At 50.2% G+C, this 14,864-nt stretch carries 18 protein-coding genes; 11 read left to right on the forward strand and 7 right to left on the reverse strand.

What is annotated here, in order from left to right; all coding sequences use genetic code 11:
- Positions 1 to 44: 44 nt before the first annotated feature.
- The 10 genes from AN477_RS01920 to AN477_RS01960 all read left to right on the forward strand — a co-directional run bounded on the left by AN477_RS01920 (position 45) and on the right by AN477_RS01960 (position 9,536).
- Positions 45 to 1,166: a DUF6094 domain-containing protein gene (locus tag AN477_RS01920; RefSeq protein WP_054967479.1), complete on the forward strand. Its 1,122-nt coding sequence runs from the start codon at positions 45 to 47 to the stop codon at positions 1,164 to 1,166.
- Between the two features lie 85 nt (positions 1,167 to 1,251).
- The gene (locus tag AN477_RS01925) at positions 1,252 to 4,458 is read left to right on the forward strand and encodes a helicase-related protein (protein WP_054967480.1); all 3,207 of its coding nucleotides are present in this window, start codon (positions 1,252 to 1,254) and stop codon (positions 4,456 to 4,458) included.
- Positions 4,459 to 4,542: 84 nt separating this feature from the next.
- Complete coding sequence (locus tag AN477_RS01930; RefSeq protein WP_054967481.1) at positions 4,543 to 4,893, forward strand: hypothetical protein; 351 nt, start codon at positions 4,543 to 4,545, stop codon at positions 4,891 to 4,893.
- Positions 4,893 to 5,504 (forward strand): hypothetical protein, encoded by a 612-nt coding sequence (locus tag AN477_RS01935; RefSeq protein WP_054967482.1) that lies wholly within the window; start codon positions 4,893 to 4,895, stop codon positions 5,502 to 5,504. The genes AN477_RS01930 and AN477_RS01935 overlap by 1 nt, the downstream gene beginning before the upstream one ends.
- Positions 5,416 to 6,135 carry a hypothetical protein gene (locus tag AN477_RS01940; RefSeq protein WP_157061766.1) on the forward strand — a complete coding sequence of 240 codons (720 nt, stop codon included), beginning with the start codon at positions 5,416 to 5,418 and terminating at the stop codon, positions 6,133 to 6,135. The genes AN477_RS01935 and AN477_RS01940 overlap by 89 nt, the downstream gene beginning before the upstream one ends.
- A 49-nt stretch (positions 6,136 to 6,184) precedes the next feature.
- Positions 6,185 to 7,114, forward strand: coding sequence for a Mov34/MPN/PAD-1 family protein (locus AN477_RS01945; RefSeq protein ID WP_054967484.1), 930 nt, complete (start codon positions 6,185 to 6,187; stop codon positions 7,112 to 7,114).
- 2 nt (positions 7,115 to 7,116) lie between these two features.
- On the forward strand, positions 7,117 to 7,932 hold the full coding sequence (locus AN477_RS01950; RefSeq protein WP_054967485.1) for a ThiF family adenylyltransferase: 816 nt from the start codon (positions 7,117 to 7,119) through the stop codon (positions 7,930 to 7,932).
- Between the two features lie 94 nt (positions 7,933 to 8,026).
- Positions 8,027 to 8,869 (forward strand): RpnC/YadD family protein, encoded by an 843-nt coding sequence (locus AN477_RS01955; RefSeq protein WP_054967486.1) that lies wholly within the window; start codon positions 8,027 to 8,029, stop codon positions 8,867 to 8,869.
- Between the two features lie 105 nt (positions 8,870 to 8,974).
- On the forward strand, positions 8,975 to 9,136 hold the full coding sequence (locus AN477_RS24170; RefSeq protein ID WP_157061767.1) for a hypothetical protein: 162 nt from the start codon (positions 8,975 to 8,977) through the stop codon (positions 9,134 to 9,136).
- A 73-nt stretch (positions 9,137 to 9,209) separates the two neighbouring features.
- Positions 9,210 to 9,536, forward strand: coding sequence for a restriction endonuclease (locus tag AN477_RS01960; RefSeq protein WP_245631678.1), 327 nt, complete (start codon positions 9,210 to 9,212; stop codon positions 9,534 to 9,536).
- 56 nt (positions 9,537 to 9,592) lie between these two features.
- On the opposite strand, the gene AN477_RS01965 is transcribed toward AN477_RS01960, so the two are convergent.
- The 6 genes from AN477_RS01965 to AN477_RS01985 form a co-directional block, all read right to left on the reverse strand.
- Entirely contained in the window at positions 9,593 to 10,591 is a 999-nt protein-coding gene (locus tag AN477_RS01965; RefSeq protein ID WP_054967488.1) for an SLAC1 anion channel family protein, read from the reverse strand.
- On the reverse strand, positions 10,584 to 11,174 hold the full coding sequence (locus AN477_RS01970) for a TetR/AcrR family transcriptional regulator (protein WP_054967489.1): 591 nt from the start codon (positions 11,172 to 11,174) through the stop codon (positions 10,584 to 10,586). The genes AN477_RS01965 and AN477_RS01970 overlap by 8 nt, the downstream gene beginning before the upstream one ends.
- Positions 11,175 to 11,260: 86 nt before the next feature.
- On the reverse strand, positions 11,261 to 11,572 hold the full coding sequence (locus AN477_RS25785; protein WP_425388108.1) for a DUF7002 family protein: 312 nt from the start codon (positions 11,570 to 11,572) through the stop codon (positions 11,261 to 11,263).
- Positions 11,532 to 11,960, reverse strand: a complete 429-nt coding sequence (locus AN477_RS01975) for a DUF7002 family protein (protein WP_054967490.1) — start codon at positions 11,958 to 11,960, stop codon at positions 11,532 to 11,534. The genes AN477_RS25785 and AN477_RS01975 overlap by 41 nt, the downstream gene beginning before the upstream one ends.
- Before the next feature lie 183 nt (positions 11,961 to 12,143).
- Complete coding sequence (locus AN477_RS25790; protein ID WP_054967491.1) at positions 12,144 to 12,419, reverse strand: MaoC/PaaZ C-terminal domain-containing protein; 276 nt, start codon at positions 12,417 to 12,419, stop codon at positions 12,144 to 12,146.
- Between the two features lie 451 nt (positions 12,420 to 12,870).
- Positions 12,871 to 13,068 carry a hypothetical protein gene (locus AN477_RS01985; protein WP_054967492.1) on the reverse strand — a complete coding sequence of 66 codons (198 nt, stop codon included), beginning with the start codon at positions 13,066 to 13,068 and terminating at the stop codon, positions 12,871 to 12,873.
- Positions 13,069 to 13,252: 184 nt separating this feature from the next.
- On the opposite strand from AN477_RS01985, the gene AN477_RS01990 reads away from it, so the two are divergent.
- On the forward strand, positions 13,253 to 13,528 hold the full coding sequence (locus tag AN477_RS01990; RefSeq protein WP_054967493.1) for a hypothetical protein: 276 nt from the start codon (positions 13,253 to 13,255) through the stop codon (positions 13,526 to 13,528).
- Between the two features lie 99 nt (positions 13,529 to 13,627).
- Here AN477_RS01990 and AN477_RS01995 read toward each other — a convergent pair whose 3' ends face one another.
- Positions 13,628 to 14,269, reverse strand: coding sequence for an SGNH/GDSL hydrolase family protein (locus AN477_RS01995; protein WP_054967494.1), 642 nt, complete (start codon positions 14,267 to 14,269; stop codon positions 13,628 to 13,630).
- Positions 14,270 to 14,864 lie beyond the last annotated feature (595 nt).

The raw sequence follows: 14,864 nt of genomic DNA on the forward strand, positions 1-14,864 counted from the left end.
GACACTCAGATAATTTTAAAACACGGGAGGTGAATCCCTCCGTCTTGCACATATGGACGGAGGGAGAAATCCTTTACGTCGCGGGTGCTTGGCGTGAGGGAACGATGCGAAACGAAGGCGTTGCGAAAATGGGGTATTACCCGACACCGCTGACTATGATGATGAAAATCAAAAGCCGTCTTACTTGTACCGGCGCTTGTCGACTGATGGATCCGTGTTGTGGCGAGGGAGATGCACTTGCTGAGTTAGCGAGTATGTCATCTGGCTTTGAATCCATGACATACGGTATCGAGTTGGATGGACATCGGGCACAAGCGGCGCAGGACAAAATCCACCATGTTGTCCATTGTGGGTATGAGCGAGCGAGAGTGGAACAGGCGAGCATGCAACTCTTATTTTTGAATCCACCGTACGACGCACAATCTGGCCTTGGGGGACTCGAAATGCGCAAGGAGCTGATCTTCTTGCGGGATTTGTCCAAGCTACTTGCTCCAGACGGTGTGCTTGTATTCGTCATTCCACGCTACACGCTTGGGCCAGAGATGGTGAACGCACTGTTTCAGCGCTTTACGAACCTCGCGGTGTATCGATTTGATGACGATGAATATCAAGCATTCCGTCAAGTGGTCATCTTTGGCCAGCGGCGCAAGAAGAATTTGACGAGCGCCAAAGCGTTGTCGGATACAGAGCGCCAGATGAAAAACGAGATGCTCATGTTCGGAAAAGACATGGAGCAAAGCATGCCGTATTTGGACGAACCCGATGGGCGGATGTGGCTCGTACCACCCGCAGTGGATATTGCGGTGCCGATTTTGTTTCGCGGCTATGTGCTGGATGAGGCGGAATTATGCCTGGACTTGGCGCAATCGGATGTGTTCAAAATCGCAGACAATTTACTTCTGTCGACCGATGCACAGGCTTCTCTCAAGCGGCCGTTACTCCCATTTCGACGCACGCATATGGCCACTTTGATTTCGGCCGGGGCGTTAAACGGTGCGGTTGGTGTTGGAGCAGATCGGCATATGGTCGTCGGTATGACGAGGAAGATTGTCAACCGAGACATTGTGAGAAATGAAGATGGTTCAGAAACCGTGATCGACACGGAGTCGTACGTTACCGCGGTTCGAACCATTCAGCCGGATGGAACCATTCTCGACCTACAGTAATCCAACATAAAGGAGGCGAAAGCCCCGGTGTACCAATCCGGGGCGATGGCCTCTCTGGACATGGTGCAGCTGGGGCAGATTGCGAGTGAAGATTCTATCCTACCAAGATGACAAGAACTTGATTGAGGCTGCCGTACACATGGTCGTCACCCGAAAGAATGCTGAGAAGAACACAGAGGATTTGATGGCAGCGGGGCTCATCGATCTGGATAGCCCAACGAGAGCGTTGGTTGCGCATGCGTTGAAAGGGGACCGATTGCGTTTGAAATGGAATCGGCAATCGTTTAGCGCGGAGCCAATTCATACGGAGAAGTACGGATACCGGTTTGTTGCTCGACCAATTGGAAAACTCACACATGTAGTTTTGCTCCATAAAGCTGCGGTCGATGAGCAACTAGAACCCGGGATGTCTCGGGTGATCATCGTCCCACAAGGGGGCGATGTGGCAGATTTGTTTCTGCGACGTTTCGCATCCGATTTCAATCTGCCCTATGTAGAGGCGTGGAAAGACGTCTTGTGGCAGGTCTGTCGTCAAAAGGACTTTGTCACAGATCTTTTGGTCTGGACAGACCCGAATGTGCCAGAGTGGCAGGGGCTACAGGCGTTTGAGTTATCTGCAACGCTTACGGAGGAACAAGCCAAGGGGATACTTGGGTGCCTACTCTCCGAAAGGAGAATTGAGTTGCCATCGGGGGTTACCGATGCGCCACCTCTTTCAGAGGCACTACACCCTGACGACAACGGGGAGTACCAGGTGATTGACTATTTGCAGACATTCGCGACTCATCTTGCGACAACGATTGAGGATTTGGCTGCGCCTGCGCACGACCTGGATCGACCGATTGATGAAGCCATCGCACAGATGCACAGAGTTCCATTCCCGGCACAGGCGCATACCGTTCAAGCAATCCTGAACGGCTTTGATGCCAATAAAGGGATCATCGCCTCGTCGGACATGGGAACAGGAAAAAGCATCATCAGTTTGGCGGTAGCGAATGCGTTGGCAAACCAATCAAACCATGGATTTGTCGTACTGCTGCTCGTTCCCGGGATCACGATACCCAAATGGGTGAGGGATGAGATCGGTCGAACACTGCCGCAGGCGCGGGTCACTGTCATGGAGAGCTGGAAGGACGTTGTCCGTTATCGGGACAAGCGCGTGCGACGAGGAGACAAAGCTGCGATTGAGTTTGTTTTACTCTCTCGCGATACTGCAAAGCTTGGCATGACCAAGGCCCCGGCCTTGATTCATAAAGCGCGCTGGATCGTACCAAACAAGGCGCGCTGGCATGACGGCTACAATTCAGTATCCATGATTGAGGACGTGTGGCTGTGCCCAGAGTGCGGTGGAATTCAGCAAAAGCATACGAAGACTGCGGAAAAGGACGCTCGTAAGCACGATCACGAGGCTGATCAAATTGCGGAACGGAAGCTCGGTTTCAAGGACTTGGCCACCGAACGAAATTCGTACACAGCGTTCTCCGTTGGGAGATGTAGGAGGCAGCGGACGCAGTACATGTTTAAGAAGTCACTGACCGAGTATCACTGCTCGGAGTGTGGCGCAAATCTGATGCGAGATGTCGTACCAGAACGGGAAACCGTGAGCGGACTCAAGCATCGACGGTTGCAACCAGCCTGGTTTATTCAGAAGTACGTGCGTGGCTGGTTTGACTTGACCATTATCGATGAACTCCATCAGTACAAATCAAACAGTGGTCAAGGTGAAGCCATGGGCGCCATTGCCGGTGCTTCAAAACGGATCCTTGGACTGACCGGAACACTCAGCGATGGAAAGGCATCGAGTCTGTACCACCTGCTGTGGCGGATCTGTCCCGCAGAAATGAAGGCGGACGGACTGGATCATCGTTCTTTGAACAAGTTCGTTCATCTCTATGGGACGATGGAACAACGCGGCCGTTATTCCGAAGATGACGTGGCCGCCGCAGGAGGAGCCACACCACGCAAAGTGATCCTCAATCCTCCCAAAGAAGTACCAGGCTTGTCGGCCAAATTGTTCGTGAACCATTTGGCCGACAAGACGGTGTTCTTAGAACTGGGAGACATGGGATTGCCTCTTGTGGAACTCGATGAACGACCGGTCTTTGTGGACATGGACGAAGACCACAGTCTGGCCTACCAGGGATTTCACAATGAGCTGGAATCCGTCATGCGCCAGCAATATGCCATCGGAAATACGAATGCATTTGCAAAATTCATCCCGTCTGTTGTAAACGCGGCGAATCAACCGCATGTGTCTCAAACGGTGACGTTGGGGGATGACATGGTTACGTTCTATGCCCCAAACGACGAGCGTGTCCTGTCTGCCAAGGAAGAGAAGCTGCTAGAGGATATTGAGGTTGAGTTGGCACAAAGCCGTCGTTGCGTCGTGTATGTAAGGTACAGCGGTGATGCCGAGCAAGATAAGCGCATTGCGAGTGTATTAAAACAACGCGGGATACGGGTTCAGACACTTCAAGCAAGCGTATCACCTGAGGAGCGTATCGAGTGGCTTGAGAAGGCTGTAGACAAAGGGACAGAAGTCGTTGTTTGCAACGCCAAACTGGTGGAAGTCGGACTCGATTTGATGTTTTTCCCGACCCTCCTGTTTTTTCAGTTCACTGACGAGATTGCGACCATGCGTCAAGCCAGTCGCAGGGCATGGCGAATCGGACAGCACCGGGCGTGCAAGGTATTCTACTACGTCTACAACGGGTCATACGAGATGGTTCAATTTCGACGAATGCTGCAAAAGCGAAGTCATGCGATGCTGCTCGAAGGAAGGCTGGATAAGTCGGAGGTATCACAGTTTGCAGTACAAGATGCCAAGTCCGCATCCACCTTCGCCATTGCGAACTGTCTCGGGAACGTCGAAGACCTTTCCCAAAAGTGGAGAGCGCTTGCCGATAAAGACATTCCGGCTGGAGTGACGATGCTCGTCGAGGAACGATTCAAAGAGGAAATCGGACGAGCCATAAATCGGCTTGCGTCTGAAACACGCCGACTGGCGAATGTCCCTGAACCGGTCAAGCTTGCATCTGCAATCCATTCGGACAGCCGGGAAGATCGGCTTGGTGGTTCACACAATGATCAAATGGACAGAAAGCTCGCGATCCTGCCGCTGTTTGCGGTTCCGGATCAAAATGAACCCATTCAGCCAGAACCTACACATAACGAACCCCCGATTACGATCGGAGATTTGCGCCGGAAGATGGGGCTCATCGAGAAGGTCAAACCCGGAAGGCGTAAGGTCAGTGACGACCAAATTGCGCTGTTTGCCTTGGATGCCATCTAACCTCTCGATTGACTGTGAACCGTTAACATCAGGGAACGACATCACCTCCCTTCGGCATGGGGAGGTGAATGGAGGGATGAAAAAATGTACAACAACTCAACTAAGCCTCAAGTGATCACGCTTCACTGGGACCAACTGGTCAGCGAACTGGAAAGCACGCCCGACCAACACAAAGAGGGAAATGCTCTGGTTGAAGCAGCGTGCGAACTCCTCCAACGGATCCAATCGGAACATCTGCCTGCCACGTTCATTTTAGGGCTTTCAGATGAAGTCTTTCGTATGGCGTCTCAACTGATTGATCCTACGGACGAGGCGAGTGCTGCAGTCGAAACTGCCCATTTTTCGATTGATGATGAGGCATGGGATATGACTTGGCACAACTGTATGAGGCTGACGTCCCTTTGCGACCCTTCCGTTGCGGAGGTGTTCATCTGATGTATGACGAGCTGCGTGAACATTTGTATCACGGGTTGGACGACATCTGGTTTATTCGGGACTTCATGCGCAGAACCGGATTTGTTGAGGGAGTGGACCGCGAAGGCTGGGCCTATGGGTACGACATGAACGGAATGGGAGACCTAGAGAACGCTCAGGTTCAGGCCATGATGGCTCTGTTGGCACCTGAGCTAGAGGTCGAGGTGTCCGTTCCCGATGTCGAGTCTGGAATGTGGCTGGATGTGATGACCCGTGTGGACATCACTGGTCCCGTTCAAGAACTCATCCACAACGCGCCCACATTGTCGGTACATTTCCACGGGGAACCACAAGAATTGCGGAAATGGGCACATTTCATTCATTGGCTGCTTCCAAATACCAACCTGATTCAGCAGGAGCGGGCGGAGCAAACGCTCGGCCACTTATGCTGGACGGACATCTATTGGGTCATCGATTGGGAGTGGCATACCACGCTGGAAGCGTGGGAAACGCTGCTCAGAGCCTGGGAGGTGATGACCTTTTATGAACACGTTGCAGACGCAAGTCGTTGGCGAGACCTGCGCAGAGGAGATTGTGCTGCGTCTAACGCCGACCCATCTTCCGCAGCTTGAGCTGAAAGCGAACGGAATTACACGATATAAGACGGCCGGATGGCATCAACTGCTCAAAATGTTGGACCGTTCGATGGTGGTTGAACAATTGGAACGTCCACCGGTACACAAAGTCGCCATTCCACAGTTGCCTGAGCGGGTATTGTTTGTGGATACGGAGGAGACCGTCGATGACTTAACGGTTGTCATGACCGGATGGGTACCTGGAGTTGAATACCCGTTTGTTTTTCGCGAACGGATGTACCTCGTTCAAATGCCAACCATCGTTTACCGGGTGCGTTGGAGCAATCGCAAAAAGGCGATTATGGAGCTCTCCATAGCGGTATCGACGGACACCAAGGTAACCGCTGAATCTTCGTTATTCCGGTGGCCATTTTCCAACGTCTATCACGATGGACGGGTTTGTTGGACGGCGCAGGTTGCTTGCGAGTTACGAGAAGTGGTTGAACAGGGCGTATTCGGTTTTTTACAGACGCCGAACAATACGCATCTTTACGGACTCGGTGCTTCGCACAATGCACCCTATCGAGAATACGACGAGTTTCTGAGGTCCGTACAGGACCACCAGGGTGTGCCAAGCGATTGGTTGATTCCGATTGGGAAAACCGTCGTCGAATTCCATCAAAGCTAATTGGATGAGGGATCGATTCTAAAACATCTGCAAAAGGGGATAGGTTTTCATGACAATGAATTCAGCGCAAACCACCATTTTTGATGCCTTGCCAGAAGAGGAACGAAATGAATTGGTTTCGGTAGAGGCACCAAACAAAACCCAGAAGTCTGCGAAGACAAGCCAGCAATCCAAATCTGTTTCGTCGGTGAAATCCGCTGAAGAGCCGGAACCAGAGGAGTATGAAATCGACCGCGTAGTTTACTATGCAGGTCACCGGAAGGAAGTCCCTAGTCGCACGATGAAACTGGAAGAGGTTCGTGCATGGTTGGAGCGAGAGCATTTTCCCGAGCTTACCAAAGAGCGAACGGACATGGTCTATGACAAGACAACAGGCCACATTGTCCCAGTTTTAAAAGGACACAAAAAAGGCGCTCAGATGACCGTCTTCACGGAACACCCTACGGAAACGCTCCCCAACTATTATTTCTTGGACGAATATGGGGTCGTAAGCGAGGTGCGCCGTACTCAAGCAGGGGTGTTTTCGATCCCAGTACGAGGAACGGGGTTGTCTGAACCGCCAGTGACTCTGTCTGTCCCACGGATTCCTGTAGGTATCCTTGAGGAAATTGTGCGGGTTTTTCAAACGGAACCGGATGTCGAACACCTGGCCTATGTGGTTTGGGACACCGATCATCATTATTCGGTGTACTGGCCAGAACAAACATCGTCGGCAGTGAGTGTTCAGTCCGAAGAGGGCTTCATGGAAACCGATGAGCGGTTTATCGTACTTCAAGTTCATTCGCATGGTCGGTTGCCTGCATTTTTCAGTCGGCAGGATGATTCGGATGAAATTCGCACGGGTCTCTACGGCGTTGTTGGGCTGTGCCATCAACCGTATCCAGAAATGAGGTTTCGCATGTCGTGTGGCGGCAAGTTCTGGAGCGTGGCACCAGGCGAAATCTTCTCGGGTGTCATTCGATGTGGGGTGGTGAGCTGAGAATGACGGTTACACCTGTACGGGTGATTGATCCGGGAAAGACCCAGTTGGTTTTAATTGGTGTCGGCGGAACGGGCGGCTATGTACTTCAGCAGGTCGCCCGCCTGCTTTATGCCTTGAAAGAACAAGGGCGACGCGTTCCCAGTGTACTCTTATGCGATGGGGATGTTGTCGAGCAGAAAAATCTGCTCCGTCAGTATTTTTTGGAACAAGATGTTGGCCGAAACAAGGCTGAGGTTCTTGCCGAGCGATATGCACGGGCCTATGGCATCGACATCGCGGCCTACTCAGCGTATCTCGCGCCGGAAACGAATCTCAAAGAGATTGGTGTTGAGGACGGCTCAGTTGTAGTTGGAGCCGTGGATAACGGGTCTACGCGGCGTCTGATTCATGAAAAATTGCATCAGTTGCGCCATGTGGTGTATGTGGACAGCGGAAACAGTGCTGTACGCGTTCCAGACGATCCGAACCATATGGATCGGTATCAGCTTGCGGCGATCAAACATTCGGGGTGGGAAGGTCAGGTTGTAGTTGGTGCCCGTGTGCATGGACAAGATGTGCTGCCATTTCCGGGTGAAGTCTTCCCTGACCTGATTGAACCGGACCATTTGCCCACAGAAGTGTCTTGCGGTGAGGTTGCAGTGTCCAACCCTCAACGGTTGTTCACCAACCTGATGTCGGCTACAACAGTGCTTCTTTATCTGCACACATTGCTCGTAGATGGAACCATACTTCATCACCGAACATTTTTTGAGGCCCGCAAAAGCTGGATGCGCAGTGAATCGGCGATTGATCAGATGTTAGAGGTGCGCGTATGACCCCACGCTTGAGTCCATCCCTATAGAAGGCTTGTGTCCGGGGATAGTCAAGTGAAGTGCTGATCCTTATAATGAAGACAAAGATGGTGAGACCATGACGATGCCGAGAAATGTGAAGGATATACTCGCCAAGCACTTGCTTGGGGCATTTCCTTCAGAAGGTCTGGAAGTACTCGGGATATCAGACGTACATGTTGTTCGTACGCTTCCGACAGAGTTGGACTGTGTTGAAATACGACAGGAATTTACGGTTGTTGTACTCGAATTAGCGAATGATACGATTTTTCACATGGAATTCCAGACAACGAGGGAGCCAGCGTTATATCGCTTTCTTCTGTACGATGTACAACTTTCGATGAAGTTTCGTCGAAAGGTTCGCACGGTAATACTGTATATTGGCGACATTTATGATGCACCCACAATTCTCGATATTGGAACCGCGCAGTATTCCGTTGAAAACGTCTATCTGATGGAATTTGACGGAGACGGCGCTTTAGAGACGGTTGAACGACATCTTGTGACAGGTGAATGGACAGAACAGGATCGTATTCGTTTGGCGTTTGCATTGCATATGCGATACGCTCGACAGACTCGTTCGGAGGCGCTGGACAGGATTCTTGATATTACCAAACGGATACCTGATAAATATGAACAGAATTATGTCGTTGCCCTAATTTTGGGATTAAGTGGTCGCAGGTTAAGCGAAATAGAACATTCCTGTTTAAAGGAGGCTTTGAAAATGACGGATCTAATCAAAGAGATTGTGGACGAAATTGCGAATGAAGTGGCAAAAGAAGTTGCGACTAAGACCCGGATGGAGGCTTTACACGAAATGGCCAAGAAGTTGCTTACTCTTGGCGATGGCGTAGATAAAGTCGCCGATGTCACTGGTCTTCCCAAACATGAGATAGAGGAAATTCGGAAAAACCTTCATTAAAACTGAAATGACTGACGGCTAAGCAAATAAGCTTGGCCGTTTTTTTTGCAGCAGTTGTTGGCCAGGGCTAAATTATGTAGCCGTCCCGCTTAGGAGGGGCTTGAGATGAATGATCTCGTCAAAAAAATTGCAGATGAGAGCCGTTTAGAGGCAGTGCGTGATGTCGCCAGGAAGCTGCTCGCACTTGGTGACGATGTGGAGGAGGTTGCTAACGTGACCGGATTGTCGCAGGATGAGGTAGAGGAAATACGTAGGAATTTACATTAATTTGAGCGCCTCCTTGTATTGTACTTCCGTGGTCACGGATACGATGTTGAGGAGCCAGGTATCAGTGGAGCTGATGGTGAGGTGGATCTTGGTCATCACGAATAAGCGGACTCGCGAACGCACGGCTGTTCAGGCTAAGCATTGGACGGATCGTTGTCACGTAGGTCCGAACATCATTCGTGAATTGCATGCACGGATGAATACGAAACCGTCCTGGCAACTTGGAATGCTCATTCCTTCGTCGGATGTATCTGCGCAAGCAAGGAAAGAGGCGCAGGACAGGCATATAGAGTTTTGGCACGGGGCAACGCCTAAACACAAGCTAGAGAAATGGGAGAAGTGGCGTGGCAAGCAAACACGCCGTAGAGGTACTGGCTCTAGTACATACAAGCTCAAGTGACAAGGAATTTAGACTCTATCTGGAATATGTTGGATAAGTATTATTGATAATTTATATCAACCAACGAGGAAGGTTCCTCGGGATTGATGTAGCAGACTGCGAATTGCGAGCCAGACAATCGTAAGTGTAACCAGACCTAGCAGGAAGAGAGAAACGAAATTCATAAATTCGGTGTGCAAGTAAGCAGCATACTCCAAAGAACTGTTTGCAAGTGCAGCCATTGGGAAACTGACGGCCCACCAGGCGGGGCCAAATGTCAGGTCTTTACGGAAAAATACACGAAAGTACATGACACAGAACATGAATAAGCCAAAATAGAACAGCATTGATGCGAATAAGTCAATGTGTTGATGGCGGATCCCGTCGACGTAGCCAAGGAATCCGACGGAAAATGGTGCAAAGAGAATCATCAACGAAGGAGTCAATTTCTTTGGGATGGGTTCCTGATAAATCAGTCGTGCGAAAATAAGGATGAGCAACATCAAAGCGAGTACAGAACCGATGGCAAAGGATAAAAGATTCACTTGATGTACCCAGGGAAATGGGATATCGCCACTTGTGACAGGTACATCGAGCACCCCCACGCCGGGGATAATCCACGCTGGGGTGGCGTGTAATACATTTATTTTCTGACCGAGTAGGCGGGAAAACGATATGTACGCCATAGCAATGGTCAGGATGACACCGATGATCCAGATGACTTCACCCGTGGTGCTGTTGTACGGAAATACAACAGAGGACAGGAGTAACAAGGCAATTGTAAACGTCCCAAAGAAACTTCCGGAAATGGGGTGCAGAAATTCTTCGATCACATGCGCGTTATGTCGCATGACCTTCATGGCATAAACGATGGCCACTAGGATGAAGTCAAGGATAGCGATGACAGAGATAGCTTGAGAAATCCAAAATGGTGCGTGAAACTGCGTAAAAGCAATTCGCCAACCCAGTGCAAGACCGGAAAGCCCCATCACAGAACCAAAAAGACTAATGGGGAAGAGCTTTAGTTGCCCATTTGCTTCGTTAGTGTTTAACTTGGCCTGCATTGGCTTACTCAATTGAATTCCACTCCTTTCTATCATCCGGGTTGGTTGGATTGAGGAGCCGCATGGCCGCCCGACCCGCTTGTTTCGCTGCTTCTTTGTTCCCCATCATAGCTCCAATAATGGCGCCATCCATTAGTATAAGAAGCTGTTCGGTGAGCTCATCCGAAACTTGCAACGCTTGCAGGGATACTTGCTCACTAAAATAAGACCGGATAAATGTTCTGTGTTCATACGCCACCGCAGCTCCGGGGTGTTCGGCATTCGCCAGTTCGACCACTGAGTTGATGAAAGGACAGCCACGGAAATCGTTGATGTGAATCCATTCGTTGAGCGCATGGAAACACGCCAGGATACGATGATTCAAGGAACGATTGTAATTTTCGACCGCCTCAACAAACCAGCCTTTCCACTGCTCGTGCGAACAGCGAAGGAATTCGACGATTAACTCATCCTTTGATCGGAAATGCTTGTAAAGGCTCATTTTGGCAACGGACGACTCACTGACAATTCGGTCCACGCCGACATTTTGAATGCCTTCCTCATAAAACAGCCTCGACGCAGTGTCCAGGATACGCTGGCGGACTTCGCTGGCCATAAGACAATCCACTCCTCACGCCTATATTACAGACAGGTCTGTATACTGTCAACTCACAAGTTTCCGTTGACAGATGAAAGATTAGGTTACACCAGTCCTGATGGTGACTCGATATCCCGTAATGGTTGATACAGATAAGTCCATGCACCGGGAACGTTAGCTATGTCCGTACAATACACGGCTTGCAGATAGGAAGAAAGGGAGGCAACCGAACGGTGTATCAAAATTTCATGGATCTCGGAGGGAACTCTGGGAGTCAACGCATCTTCCCGTTCACCAAACTCACAAAGTTGCAAAAACATGCGTAGTGACTTTCGATACGAAGTCCGTTTTGGGTATCGAGGCATACTCCCGGCATCATATTTGGAAAGGAGAACTCGGTCGTAGTGATTGGTCATGAGAGTACAAGCATCCAAGTTGTAGGACCGCAAATTGTTCACCTGGTTCTCTACGGGTGTACATTTGCAGCATTTGTTGGTAAAGCCGGAGTGTTGGCCATAGAAACACATGCTCGTCAAGGAACGCTCGAAACTGGCCAACACTTGTGTCAGCATCCATGATGTCCGGTGAGATTTGCAGATGTGCGTTCAGAATCACTTGATGATCATCAATTTCATGTATTTCTGTCCTCGGGCGACGCTCTCCATTGGGATTTGTTTGAATCACATCACTAGCATAGAGTGCACCTGAAGCGGCGATTGAGGCCAAATTATCCACTCGTGTGAAGTGATACAACGATTTTCGTTTCGGTGTGTTTGTAATGCGCTGTACAATCCTCAGGTTCATGTGGTCCTCCAAACTGGGCTCAGTCTCCAACTGACGCTTGTGAACTGTGAGTCATTATGTATGCCCGACCCTGCATGAGCAATACCGCTTGTCCTTGTTGGTTTGTCGATGTGAACTGAAGAGCAATCATCCCCCTGTCTAGGCGGGACGATCTCGTTGTTTCGCTGACTGTCACCACTGTGTCTAGTGTATCACCAGGTAAACGGGTGCGGGCCACTTGATATAGTCCATTTCCGTCCCTACAGCAATGTGGCTGAAACAATTGCTTAGTATGCAGGCTCCCCAAACAATGCTCACAGTGTGAAACCCAGACGCAATGACGCCGCCAAACATCCCCTCTGAGGCCGACGTTGGGTCATGTGAATGCCGTGGGTCAAATTTCGGGGCAAACTCATCGACTGCTTCGTTCGTGAGGGTGACCGACTCGATATCGAATCGTTGACCTTCGGAAGTCCTCAAAGTACATAGAGCCCTCCTCGTAAATGAAAATCACGCTGGGCCAACTATATTTTGACCAGCATGGCATCCGCGCTTATACATAAATGTTATTTCTGGGCAAGTTGATAATCACCGGTAACCGCAACAGTGGCTATAGATAGTCGGTTCCAGCTATTGATTATATTAATGGCCATCACCAATTGCAGTAACTGCTCTTCGTCGAAATAGTAAGCGTCAAAATAATCCAGACCCCTTTTCTACGTAGAGATTCCTGAGAGAATGTAGTCAAAATTTCAAGATGTCGTGATCATGTTGTACCCGTAGCCACGCGGATAATTTACGACATGGGATTTGAGTCAGTCTCTTACATGACGTCGGCAGGTACCTAGAGGACTTGTGGGTTCGTCTGATTCGTCCGTCTACAAGTCCTCGCCTGTATGAGGGTTACCGCGTCATGTTTGATGGCACGTTGCTACCAGGGACGTCTGGGCCAGTACGATTGGTTCGAATACGGCTTGCGATTTTGGGGCGGCAATGGCACAATCGGCGGATCAAAAAGTCCCCTGCGTTTGGCCCCGCCATGTGCAAGCTTCCAAAGCTCACGGATTTTCTCGTCTTGAGCCACATTGAAAGCGAGTGAGCCGAGCTTAATAACCGTGTCCAATTTCATCCCAATCCCCTCCTTGAAAATATCGACACTTACACTGTATGTCCTTTGTATCGATGGATGGGTGGGGCACATACCTGAAGATAAATATGGAATTTCCAACCGTTCACAATCCTTCAATAGCGTCCACGCATTTGTGAGCTATCCGAATATACTGTCGGTAGTCGAATGGATTGGAGTGAGTGTGATGTCACAGGAAATTGGACTTCTTGGCACGCAACCGAAGCAGGAGCAACCGGATGTACAACCGTGCATCTTGCCGCTCGTGGTGCTGTTTTCGATTGCTGCACAGGAAAACAGATCAGGCGCTGGGACAAGGCGTGTAGGCAGTGGGTATGACGCTGGACCTCAGGGTGTCCCGATGGCTAGACCTGGGAGCGGTCCGTGGGGGCCGAGGGCACGGAGGGTTGCACCGGGCGTCCCGATGCAAGGGATGAATGTCCGTCGTAGACGATTTTACTAATCACGAAGATCCATTGGCGGAATTTGAAACCCTTGACTAGGCAACATTGCCGCTGTCAAGGGTTTTTGCATCTAAACGAATAATAGATTAAGCATGGCGTTATTGACGAATCATTGGTGTTAATCCCTGGGCGATGGCTAAGTGCCCTTGATTATTCGGATGAACAGGGGGGCGTGGGCTAGTGAGAACGTCCTGAATCCTTCCTGTCCGATATCCTGCGATTAACTCAGCCTGTTTCCCCTCAAACCACACATGTGTCGGCGCGAGTTGAGTTTTCAAACGCCCGGCCACTCCTTCCGTGACGGTGTTTAGGCCACCAATTGCTTCTGTGACAATCGGAGTGTTTGGGAACGGGTTGTACTGCGTACACAAGATGATTGGTCGCCGACTGACTTTTCGAATAGCCAACACCAACGTGACGATGTCGCGACCATAACGCTCGATGGAACGCTTAATCGTCTGCTTTGGGGCACCATGTAAAACCGCCAATCCGGCATCGACGAGATCATCTGCACCCACCCAAATGCTAATCGCGCTCGCCTGTTGAAGATACACTGGTGAGTTTTCTAAGACTGCCCATTCAAGCGAAGCACTGGTCCAACCTGGATGCGCGAGAACTTCTCCGATGGCACGAATCGATCGTGTCTGTAACATCGACACAATGAGGCTTGGATAAGCGTGAGCGGGGGATGTTGCCCCGACGCCGGCCGTGATTGAGTCTCCAAGTGCTGTATATAGCATGAGCAATTCACCTCCTCCACGTTACATTCACGCATCGAACTTCTCAATTACATCGAATGCGGCCGAAATCTTTCCTGAGACGGGTATGGGGCTAGGGGGATACAGAGATGGGGCGAATGTCTGATGAGATTTGAGAGGGTCCCTTGCCCCAGCACGTCCGGTTTTGTTCGTACCAGTACCGTTATTAACGAGGATACATATTCTGTGCAGTCAATGTAAGCGTCGTGACCAACCGCAAATTCCGGAGGGGTGAAGGGCTTGTTGCACGAGCAATATTGGGGTGACAGTGGTGATGAATGGGCATATGAGGACGCATTCAGGATGAAGAAAGACAAGGACGACCAAGAAGTATTGCGGACGCCTGTTACACGGTTGATTTCTAACCCAAAATTTGAATTGCCACGACATGTGATTGTGTTATCCATTCCATATCCGCATTTTTGAGGGCTAAGTGTAGTGTGGAATGGGTGACTATCATCAGCATGGACGAACTTTCGAAGCATAGAATAATTGTTCGGAGGTAGATATCAATCGTTTTAGGCTAGGAGGGTTATAACACGGACCTTTCGGGCTCACTGAAAGGTCCGTGTTTGCC

It is taken from the genome of Paenalicyclobacillus ferrooxydans (assembly GCF_001399675.1).
Taxonomy (GTDB): Bacteria; Bacillota; Bacilli; order Alicyclobacillales; family Alicyclobacillaceae; genus Alicyclobacillus_B; species Alicyclobacillus_B ferrooxydans.

Excerpts from the sequence above, each read along its gene's own strand:
- AN477_RS25785 (WP_425388108.1), bottom strand. The coding sequence starts at position 11,572 with ATGACCAATCACTACGACCGAGTTCTCCTTTCCAAATATGATGCCGGG.
- AN477_RS01970 (WP_054967489.1), bottom strand. The coding sequence starts at position 11,174 with ATGGCCAGCGAAGTCCGCCAGCGTATCCTGGACACTGCGTCGAGGCTG.
- AN477_RS01960 (WP_245631678.1), top strand. The coding sequence starts at position 9,210 with ATGGTGAGGTGGATCTTGGTCATCACGAATAAGCGGACTCGCGAACGC.
- AN477_RS01995 (WP_054967494.1), bottom strand. The coding sequence starts at position 14,269 with ATGCTATATACAGCACTTGGAGACTCAATCACGGCCGGCGTCGGGGCA.
- AN477_RS24170 (WP_157061767.1), top strand. The coding sequence starts at position 8,975 with ATGAATGATCTCGTCAAAAAAATTGCAGATGAGAGCCGTTTAGAGGCA.
- AN477_RS01935 (WP_054967482.1), top strand. The coding sequence starts at position 4,893 with ATGTATGACGAGCTGCGTGAACATTTGTATCACGGGTTGGACGACATC.
- AN477_RS01950 (WP_054967485.1), top strand. The coding sequence starts at position 7,117 with ATGACGGTTACACCTGTACGGGTGATTGATCCGGGAAAGACCCAGTTG.
- AN477_RS01955 (WP_054967486.1), top strand. The coding sequence starts at position 8,027 with ATGACGATGCCGAGAAATGTGAAGGATATACTCGCCAAGCACTTGCTT.
- AN477_RS01930 (WP_054967481.1), top strand. The coding sequence starts at position 4,543 with ATGTACAACAACTCAACTAAGCCTCAAGTGATCACGCTTCACTGGGAC.
- AN477_RS01940 (WP_157061766.1), top strand. The coding sequence starts at position 5,416 with ATGAACACGTTGCAGACGCAAGTCGTTGGCGAGACCTGCGCAGAGGAG.
- AN477_RS01990 (WP_054967493.1), top strand. The coding sequence starts at position 13,253 with ATGTCACAGGAAATTGGACTTCTTGGCACGCAACCGAAGCAGGAGCAA.
- AN477_RS01945 (WP_054967484.1), top strand. The coding sequence starts at position 6,185 with ATGACAATGAATTCAGCGCAAACCACCATTTTTGATGCCTTGCCAGAA.
- AN477_RS01975 (WP_054967490.1), bottom strand. The coding sequence starts at position 11,960 with ATGAACCTGAGGATTGTACAGCGCATTACAAACACACCGAAACGAAAA.
- AN477_RS01985 (WP_054967492.1), bottom strand. The coding sequence starts at position 13,068 with ATGAAATTGGACACGGTTATTAAGCTCGGCTCACTCGCTTTCAATGTG.